Here is an 11,581-nt window from a genome sequence, read left to right as displayed (position 1 = left end):
CAAGTGCCAGTCCCATGACCCCCTGCGTCCATGTCACCCCAATGGTATTCTGAATAACCGCATCATTGCCATTACCGGAGTCGTCAATGAGTATATTACTTGATCCCTCATCCATCTTCCAGTGGCCGACAAGATCTTCGTCAGGATTGACAACCACTTCTTCCTCAGTAGTAAAGCTCCATACCCCCGACCAGTCCGAATCGCCCGCCGTGTTGGATGCCAGTACCCTCCAATAATAAGTGGTGTTGGCACCAAGTTCAGGGGTGGTATAGCCATTTTCCACTATTCCAGACTCATCAATTATAATGTTTCCGAAGTCACTATCGGTAGAAACCTGCACCTGATAAGCATCTGCATTAGAATCAGATTGCCATGTTATGTTGACTATTCTATCCACTTCAGTTGAACCATTTGCTGGTGACAACAAGACAGGAACATCAGGTAATTCAACATTAGAAACAACTTTTTCTATTGACAATCCGGATATACTAGCCCTATTAGCACTCGGAATCATACTTATATTAAGTATTCCATCAAGCACTTCGACGTTATTGAAATTCAAAACTACCGGCTGATTTGCCGATTCCAAGAAAATATCAAAATCATCTTTCACTACTTGGCCTTCAATCAATATATCAAATACCCTTCTGCCTGCAATACCAGATGGTGCACCAGCAACTTTGCCAAAAAACAATTCATTATGGAAAGTACTGATATTGTAAACACCATTTGGAACAGGTATTGTAAAGTTTAATACTGTCAAATCAGCCTGAGAACCTCTTTCTGTTTGATAAAGTGGAATTGCACTCGCATTCACATTAGTATAAGTATGGGTGCTATTGTAGTAACTTGGGAAAGAAAGATCACCTATAAATGTTTTTCCATCTAAACTTACGTTTGCAGCACTACCAGTATTAAGATATAAGCTGAAAGCTCCATCTCCAGGTTCTTCGGAAACAATAATGTCGACGGATGATGTTCCTATCAATCCTTCCCCATCCGTGACTGTTAGGACAGCAGAATAATTTCCAGGTATAGTATAAATGTGAGTTGGGTTTTCCTCTAATGAAGTATTTCCATCTCCAAAATCCCAAGAATAACTCACAATTTCATCATCGTCCCATGAACCTTCGGAACTGAACGCTACTGTCAATGGTGCAAAACCTGACAATGGGTCTGCTGTTGCCACTGCCACAGGTGCCTCATTTGGAACATTAGTTACTCCAAAGATTTCAAACGCAGATAATTTAGGTTCATTGACACCGCCCACACTGGCAAGTGCTGAGAAGTCCATCACAATCTGTCCATTCACCACCTCTACGTCAAAAGTTTTAATGACTAAATTTTGAGGCCCAACTTCGGCATTGATATCGTAATTATCCAATACCAATTGACCATTGATAGTGACATCAAAAATTCTCTGACCGGCATTTCCTCCTGGCCCACCTCCTGTAGCTCCCCAATAAATTTCTGCAAAGTGAAGGTTAATGTTATAACTACCATTTGGCACCGGAATGTTGTATCCAAAAGTTGGTGGATTGGCACTTCTTTCTGTTTGATATAGTGCAGGAACAGCTGCATTGGTATTTGTGTAAGATTTACCACCTATAAAATTCACATCTGCAGCAAACACTTCCCCGTTGTATGTCAATTCCGGTCCACCTGCATTGATTCTCAAAACAAAGTTTGGTTCGGGTTGTGGTTCCACTACTGTTATGGTGAGTTCATCAACATCACTCAAACCTTGCTCATCGGTGACTGTCAGGGTTACATCATAAATCCCTATTTCTTCAAAAACCACCACAGGAGAAATAAGATTGGAAGTTTCACCATTTCCAAAGTCCCATAGATAAGAGACTATTCCAAAATCATCCGTGCTACCACTTCCATTGAAATTGACTGTTAATGGGAATTCACCGGAAGTTACATTCGAAGAAACAACTGCTACAGGGGGTTGATTGACTGCAACAGAAACCTGCAGTGAAACTTGGTCTGAAAGCCCGTTGGCGTCAGTAACCATTAAGGTGACAGTATAATTACCTCCAACTTCGTAGATATAATTAACTATCGGACCGAGGGCCTCAACACCATTTCCGAAATTCCATTTGTATTCTACAATAGCAACATCAGAATCAGAAAGACTTCCATCAAAAGCAATTGATAGAGGCGCCAATCCCTGAGTCACATCCGAACTCGCAACTGCGAGTGGACCAAAATCAATAGCTCTGATATTGAGCGATGTTGTATTTTCAAGTCCTCTATCATCTGTAACAGTTAAAGTTACCTCAAATTCACCTGTATTCAAGAATTCGTATGTTGGGTTTGCCTCAGTAGAAGTACCTCCGTCACCAAAATTCCAATTGTAGGAAACGATTTCTCCATCATCAGATGAATCTTCACCTCTAAATTCAACACTCAGCGGAATTCTTCCTTGTGTCGTGTTTGCAGAAGCTACGGCCTCAGGCAATTGATTAACCTGAACCTGTAAGGTCTCAGTAGCCGTCAATCCATTGAGATCAGTGGCAATTACAATTACCAAATATTCATTGTTTCCATCACTTGGAACAGTTCCAGAAAGCTTTCCTGTTGTACTGATATTCATCCAGGTTGGAAGTGATGAGCCATCCTGAAGTGTGGCACTGAATGTCAAGATATTACCAGGATAGGCTTTATCGAAATTGCCTCCTAACTCTAACTCAAATGGTATGGTAGCATCGACTAAGACAGGTGCTATTGCTGAAGCAGTGGGAACTGCTTCCGGTCTGATATTTTTGAAATAGAATGTATTGTCATTCCAATCACAATTTGCTGAACCTGCGCCACAACCACTACCAATGAAATCCTGCAAGACTATATATTCATTTGGAATGATATTTCCATTTCTATCAATCGCTTTGTATATCCTTAGACCCAATAAATCAGGCCTATTTCCACTCAAATTATTTCCACCACTGGATGGATATCCAGCAACAGCGATTCTAAACGGACCATTGATCAGATTAGCAAGATCAGTTGTCAAATTGCCAGCATTATTTTTAGGCAATAAGGATTGATACCAATCTGCATTATGGGAGAAACTCATTCCGCCAACAACTCCTGTACCATTAACCTGCACAAATTGTGCTCCATTTGAACCAGGTCCATGAAGGGCTGATAACTGAACCCCAATTACCGGTTTGGTTGGATCTGCCTGCACAAAGGTCGGCGAGAAAATTATATCACCCTCATATCCCGCATCAATATTCTCTGCCAATGGCATATTCGAACTTGGTCTTAAAGGATTGGAATTTGGAGGCGTAATGGTACCATCATCATTGACGATACTTCTCATACTACTGGTAAATCCAAATGCATCAAAGACCTCCTGTGCATCATTTTCATTATTGCCCTCAAGTGCGGCTGCATTTGCCCCATGTAAGGTCGCCTTAATGTTCTGACCGTTATCTGCATTGGACACGATGGTAATCTCCTCCTTCATCAGCGTTCTATTGCTTTGATTATTTGCTGTGAAGGTTATTAATAATTCTTTGAAGGCACCAGGTTGGATTACCAATGGGAAAGTCTGAGGACTTCCTTCAGGCAATATGACATAATTGAATCTCGCTGGATCAGAGATACTAATGTTGTCAATCACCAGATCATTCGCACCACTATTGGTAAGTCTCATGGTATTTTGATTATGAAACTTGGCCGTAGAAGTTGTCGGGATACTATGAATCCTAGAGAAAGTATAATAGTCTTCAGCAGGGAAACCAATATTGGTTCCAGGGATTTTAGCCATATTGTCCATCTGTAGAACAGCACCTGATGGTTCTTCTATTAAGAAGGTAAATGACCGTGTTGTAGTATTACCATTTGCATCCTCAGCCTCAACAATGATTGAGTAGTTTCCAGGCTGATTGAATACAAGCGGCTCCGTAAAGGTGGTCAGAGGTGCATTATCAAGACTATACTCCAATCTAACTATACTTCCACTTTGACTTTGGTCTAATGCCTCAAAAGAAACTGAAACGTTTCCTCTGTATACATTTTCAGAGGCCATATTGCCATCAAAAATCGCATTGATTACCGGTGGAACAGAAGATATATTTATTGGGGCTATGCGGATGTAGTTTGGTTTGGCATTTACTCCACCAGCTCCAAGAGATAATCTCAATACTCCATTAGTGACCTCAACGATCTTAGTTTCCTGGAAATTAATAAGGTTCTCAGGATTGTTGCTTTGTTGATCAAAACTCAACACCCTAACTCCATTCACATCCAATTGATGATTACTATCAGTAAAGTCTATATCTCCTACACTGATATTTACACTATATGAACCATTTGGTAGGTTGACCATCCAATCCCTTAACGGGAATGAAGCTGGAGTCCTATGCCCCATTATAGTGAAGGTCTTCAGCAATGCGTCATCATTGACACCTGTATTTCTGTTTCTACCATTAGCCTCAGCACTTGCTGGTGTATTGGTACCAGGAAGAACCCAACCGAAATTCAAATCCCCAAGTGCAGTACTCTTTTGACCAAATGATAAGCCCAAATCATCTATATATCCTTCCGGAGAAACCGCTACATTAGTTGGATCTTGAAAGTTGAATTGATATATAAATACGGGTTCAGATGAAATTTCAAGATTGAAACTCAATTCTCCTGAAACATAATTTGCTGATGTGGCAGTAATTGTAGCTATATAATTACCAATTCCTAAGCCGGTTCTGTCAAAAGTTATTTCGAATGGAACTCCAAATTCAAATTCAGTAGGCAATCCTATTCTCGGATTTGCAGAAGACAGAGTTACCTCCCCAGGAGTAATTGGGCCATTTGTATTAAGAACCACCTGTCTTGTAATGGTATTGTCTCCGTTGATCGATTCTGTCAGATTGATCACAGAAGGCTCAAATTCCAACCTTAAAGTTCCATCAACAAATGGGACAACATTGTCAATTACAAACATATAATCCTGGTAATCTCCATTTGATGCGTCTTCAAAATTCACCAGATAACTATTTTCAATCACGTTACCTTGACGGTCTTTCATTTGATAGGTTCTTACTCTTCTTGCAACGCCACCAGTATTAATATCATCTTCAGTGTAATTCGTTCTATTAAATACATTAGACGATACATATATTCCAAAAACAGAACCTTGTGGGTCAAAGAATGAGTTGCCTTCAGATATTGGAGGATATAAGGTTTGGGCATTTTGAATACCATCTGCCATGACACCTACCTGGTTAAGGCTAATCTGAGAACCTCTGGTATACCATCCAAAAGGAATTTCTTCAGCAGGTGAATATCTTCCTACCGGAGTAATATTGACATTTCCAGAGCCAGCTTTCACCCATCTTTGGACCAGAACCTCTTCTCCTTTAAGGTCTGTACCTGTTCCTATTGCCAACTGTGTCCAGCCAACATCGATCCCAATTCCCAATACATCAACTACAGCTTGTAAAGTAGGTTCATTTCCTCCTTCGAATCCAATTTTCTTCAACGCATACAAACCTATATCAATAAATTGTTGATCAGGATTATCAGTTGCAATCCTAAGAGTAGCATCTTGATAGCCCAAATTCGAATTGTCTAAAGTTGGGGCATAAGTTACTGTGTACTCTACGGACTCTCCTGGATTTAAAACTTCAGGTCCAGATGGAGACACAGGATTAAACTGATTTGCAAAACCATTAATTATTGAAGCTCCTGAAATGTTTAGAACATCATTGCCATTATTTGTTAAAGTCACAGTTTGGGTATTGGTTTTTCTTCCTACATACCCATTATTGGCATTATTTACTTCTACTTCAAAAATCAACTCTTCAGGACTGATCTCAACAATTGCTTGTTTCACTGCCGGCCTCACATTTCTTGCAATTACCACTATATCTTGGTAATCAAATCCTGAAATATGCTCTTCAGTAGCTATGATATAAGCATTTTCTTCTCCAGGTAATGCATAAACTCTAACATGTCTAGGGATATTTTGGTCGAAAGTGTTTAGATCATGTTCACTAAACAGCTGACGATTTCCGAAGAACGGCCATCTACTATAGAATCCAAAGTTTCCTGTACCGGGATCAAATACGGTGCTTCCTGTAATTATCGGCGTCAAGGTTTGACCATTGGACTCACCTTTCCCTTGAAGATTGTTCTGAACAGTAAAGATTTCCTGAGTGCTGGAAGCATCTCCGCTGGTATACCATCCAAATGCAACAATTGGATTGCTCGAAGTTGGTCCGAAAATACTCAGTACCTCAATGGTAACAGGGGCGTCTATAGCTCTTTCAAATTCCTGAACATCAACCTCATCGCCCAACAAGTCATTGTAAGATTTACCACTTGGCAAATCAAGAACATTTGTGGCAGGATTGATATCTCCTGAATTAACAACACCCTGGCCTAAATGAGCATCCAATACCCATTGGAGTGAAGGTTCATTTGCACCTCCAATTCCTTGTTTGCCTAATCCTGTCAAAGGAACTACTACTGATTCAGCATTACTTCCAGAAACAGTAAGTACCGCATTTCTAATCCCATTTGCACTTGGATTAAACACAACGTTAAATGCAGCGGAATTTTGAGGATTTACCGATGATACCAAGTTTGTAATTGTAAAGTCCCCACTATGAATTCCTGTTACCTGGGCTGTAATTCCATTTAATACACCATTTCCAAGGTTAGAAAGTAGAATCTCTTGGGTGAAAGTGGAGTTCGGGGTTCCATTAGCGGTTACGGCATCTACCACAACCTTATCAGTATTCAATACGATAAGAGGTGTCGGAGCTGCCTGATTACTTGGTTTCAACAATATAATCTGGTTAGTTGCAAAATCAGAAACATAAATGTTACCTGTTTTCACATCTTCAATCAAATCAAGTGGATCTGTAAATCCAGTAAATCCAGGAATTCCTGTTTTGAAGGTTGAAATATCTCCATTTGGTCCATCTGGAACCAAAGCAATGATATCACTACCACCGCTATACCTAACTACCAACAATGCTCCGGTCAAATTTCCATTTTCAGCATTACTTCTATATTCAATAACCCCATTTGGAGAGAAATTGAAACCAAAATCGTATGCTGCCCCTCTATAATTTGGATCTGGAAGAATTCCTGCAGGATATTTATTTGTATCAACCGTACCTCTGTTCAACACATATTCCCCCCTAAATGGGTTTGGATGACCATAGTAGCCTAATGATTCATTTGGATTGACCCTAAATAACCAATCTCTTTGAACTACATTGTTTGTTGTACCTGGAATAACAGGATATAATGGATTTGAATGGTCGTAGAAAGTACCGTCAGGTCTTCTTGTTCCATTTACTGAAGCAGGTGAATTGCTTCCCCCTGCGGTACCGTTGGTTGGTATATAGAGTTGACCGTTAGAGTGCCATACCAAATCGTATGCATTTCTAACCCCAGAAGCAAACAGGGTCAAAGGCGCATTGATATAATATGGATTATACAAACCATCAAGTGTTGGAGAGTTCACATCCACAGCATTTATTGCAGCTTGATTTCTGGTTGTTCTCACATTTAATGGAAGCGTAGCCGGTAGCTTGGTTAAGTCAAGTCTTAACGCCGCAGCAGTAAGCAGACTTTCTTCTCTATTTCCCCAAGCGCCATCAGGTGCACCTGCTGCACTGTTACTTCCTTGAAGGAAGTATAGAATATTCGGCTCTCCTGGTCTAAAGGCAATACTATTTGTCAAGTGATCTTTAGTAGATCTTGGCAAATCAGTGATTAGTAGCTCTTCAGTTGCCAAGTTTGGCCCTGTTAATCTGGATAATTTTCCATCCCAATCGGGAGCATTATTCAAACCTGAATTATTATGTGAAACATAAGCAATCAAGTTTTCTGCTGTTGAGGAAGGATCAAACTCAAGACCCACAGCTGAACGATCTCCATAAACGGATTTAAGTCCCAAAAGCACTTGCTGGTTCGAAAGAGTACCATCAGCTTCAATAATCCACCTATGGATTTCACCGTCAATAGTCAGACCATATAATTTTTCATCTGGTCCGATGGTCAGGGTTGTATATTTTTTGGTACCGGAAACCACTGCACCAAAACGCGTAAATGATACATTATCAAGATCAGTTGTAGGGCCTGAGACCCCACCACCTGTTGTAAAGGTGGAAGTGAAAGATTCGAATGGAACGCCTGTTAGGTCAAGAACTCCTTCAATTTCGAACCTGTAAAGTGTATTTGATTCCAAAGGCAAAGTCGGTACCAAATTAATTGCATCTCCGCCAGCAGTACCATTCAAACTTGCAGCGATTTGAGTTGGATTTCCAACTTTAAACAATCTAACTGTCGCAGGGGTGATTGTATTATTATCTACACCTGCATTACCATTGGAATCAAGATTAGGAGTGAAAAGGTTATTTGCAGATATACTTGCATTTACCGGCACTCCGACAGCGCCATTAGGTGGATTCACTCCCAAAACCCTTGGTGTTAATCCTCCTTCACCATCAAGTGAAATGATAGATACACTATTTATTTTGGTGTTAAATCCATTTCCTGGATCTAAAGTCAGTCTTCCATCATTTACAACAACATTTACTGTACCTAAAGTAAACCTGCTAGCAGCACCAACGGCACCCGAAGGAACAAAACCATTAATGGCATTGACACCTTCGACTACAACAGTATGGCTTGGAGTATCTTCGACCGATCCATCAATATTAGGATCACCAACAGTTACCGATACTTGATAATTACCATTTGGAACTTCAATCTCCCATTTGGCATCAGGTAAATATCCGTTAGCGGCATTGGTTGATACATCTCCATATTGCATGTGAATAAGGGTATTATTCAATACATCCACACCAACTACTGCCCTATTCCTGCCATTAAGCGTAAGGTTTGCTGGATTGGATGTATTTGCATCAAGCCAACCATAGAGGTTTCCATTTCCTCTGTTTCCAAATGCATCCCCACCGTCTCTCAAATAACCTGCGGGAGGTGTAGTAACTGGATCAGAGAAATTGATATTTATTCCGAAACTTGGAGAATTTTCTGAAGTGACAACCAAATTGACAACCAATTCTGCATTTTGATATCCTAACTCCGGATCTGTGGATGCAATTATGGTAGTGCTATATGTTCCAGGAGTCAATCCTTCAACAATGTTGAATTCCAATGAACCCAATGTTGGGTTTTCTGGTAGGATCAACCATTCTCCAGAATGAGGATCATCACTTAAGGTTACAGTTGGGTTCCCTTCTGTGGCAGATAAAGTTACAGTTTGGGAAGGAATAATAGAACCTTCAACACCACTGAAATTCAAGGTGTTTGGTGTGAAATTAAATGCAAGTGGCTCATCTTCCTTTTCAACTTGGAAATAGTCAAATGTCGCATCAAATGGTGTGGTTGCATTCCTGTAGGTTGCATAAATACCCGCAAAACTTACACCTGTTATTTCACCATTGATGGATTTTCCGTTGATGTATGATTGAGGCAATTCCAAAGCATCCAATCCGGTTTTTGTCAATTGAACAAAAGCTCCACTTCCTATTGCATAAAAACCTTTTATAGTTTGTGCCTGTGGATCGATTACCAACCTTAAAGTCACATCCGACCCAGTTATACTATTATTGACAGGGGATAAAATTTGATCCTGAGTATTTGCCTCAGTTGAAGAAACCCCGCCAAGTTCCTTTCTCATTTCAATAGTATTGGCAATAACTGCAAGTTTGACGAAGTTATCTTCATCCAAACCAAACCAAATTCCAGCCTGTCCAGAACCTGTACCTGTGTTGATTCCAAGCAGTTTTGTTTCAATAGTCAGAGGGGTATTTATATTCTGAATACCTGTTCCAAGTGAATTAACCTGAGTATTGTTGTTTGAACTTGCCGGAGGTGCAAGGAAAGCAATTCCTTTGGTTGCCGAAATAGTCAAATTACCATTGTTGATGTTTAGTTTGGAAGGTTCATATCCTAAAACATTCGGATAGGTTATTGGTAAATCTTCTGTTAACCTTGGCGCTGAATGAGGATCAGCCATAGTAAAGCCGGTACTTAGACCATTTCCATCTGAAAGTCCACCTTGTGATCCATTAAAAGTTAAATTTATAGGAAGGGAACTTACAATCTGATCACAATCCAATAAACTGTAAGGAGAGCATGGGCCAGTTGTAATGACTTCAGTAATATTGATAGTGATATTTGCTTCTACAATTTCAATACCATCACTTACCGCAACGGTCAAAATATATTGAGGACTACTATTGAATTCAATTTCAACTGCAGTTGTGATTTCGCCAGTATTTTCATTTATGGAGAAAATTCCCTCGTTATTTCCTGCTGTTATTGAATACAACAAATCATCATTGTCAGCATCACTTGCTTCAACTAATCCTACTGTAGTCCCAATTGCAATACCTTCGTTAACTGTAAATTCCTGAGGAAGAATAACAGGAGGACTATTTGGACCTGCCTCTTCCTGACTTACTGAGAAGTAGTCAAAGGTAGCATTGAAGGAAGTTGCATTATTTCTATAAGTGGAATAAATACCAGCGAAAGTTGTACCCAACAAATCCCCGGAATTCAACCCATCAAGATAAACCTGAGGTAAAGCTAAAGTTGGGAATCCGGTTTTCGTAACTTGGATAAAGGCTCCTTCACCAACTGCATAATATGACGTTATGGTTTGTCCAATTGGATCAATTTCCATGCGTAAAGTTACATCAGAACCAGCGGTAACAGCTGATGTGACTTGGATTTGATCGATATTGGAAGCAGCAGCTGCAGTGGAAGATATGTCATTGATTTCTCTCCTAACCTCTACATTAGTTCCATTTACATTTAGTTTTACAAAGTTTTTATCATCAATACCAAACCAAATTCCAGCCTGTGCAGCATTTGGACCAGTATTTATACCCAATAACTTCGTTTCAATAGTAAGCTTCGTATTGATACCTTGAAGCCCAATTCCTAAAGTATTGATCTGAGCATTATTTGTTAAAAATGCAATGCCCTTAGATGCATTCATTACCAAATTACCATCTGAAATGGTCAATTTGGAAGGCTCGTAGGATGGAATTGAAGCAAAAGTAGGTGTTCCATCTTCAGCGACTCTCGTTCCTGAATATGGATCAACCATGGTGAATCCAGTTTCTAATCCATTTCCGGAAAGTAATCCACCTTCTGTTCCATCAAAAGTTAAGTTAACCGGAAGAGATTTTACAATCTGATCACAAGGCACAGTACTAAATGGACTGCATGGTCCTTCAGTAACTTCAAAATCAACCTCTAGTAACGCTGGTGAGAACCCTTTTGCAGTTGCTATGATGGTATTGTTCCTAGTTGTACCAAGTGGCAAACCAACCGATGTGGTGTTAAAGGTGATTTCACCAAGTCCAGCAGTTCCTGGAAGTGTCAACCAATCGTTGAAACCTGTGTTATTCTTATTGATAACATTTACAACATCATCAATTACCAATCCTATATCTGTTGCACCACTGCCATTTAAATTTCCAATAAATGAGCCGGTAGTTTCTGGCGACAAGCCGGTAGCCAATGAAGCAGGGTCAAAAGATAGGGCACCTGCGGTTGGTGCATTCGTACTTTCAAC

1 protein-coding gene is annotated in these 11,581 nt (G+C 40.0%); it reads right to left on the bottom strand.

Annotated elements, in window-relative coordinates:
• Positions 1–11,581: PKD domain-containing protein (locus tag HMJ38_RS24715; RefSeq protein ID WP_194977130.1), on the bottom strand; the 11,581-nt coding region annotated here is incomplete at both ends.

The organism is Aquiflexum lacus, from assembly GCF_015476655.1.
In the GTDB taxonomy this organism is placed as follows: Bacteria; Bacteroidota; Bacteroidia; order Cytophagales; family Cyclobacteriaceae; genus Aquiflexum; species Aquiflexum lacus.
Note: the sequence above shows the minus strand (reverse complement) of the source record. Positions and strands in the feature narration are given on the sequence as shown.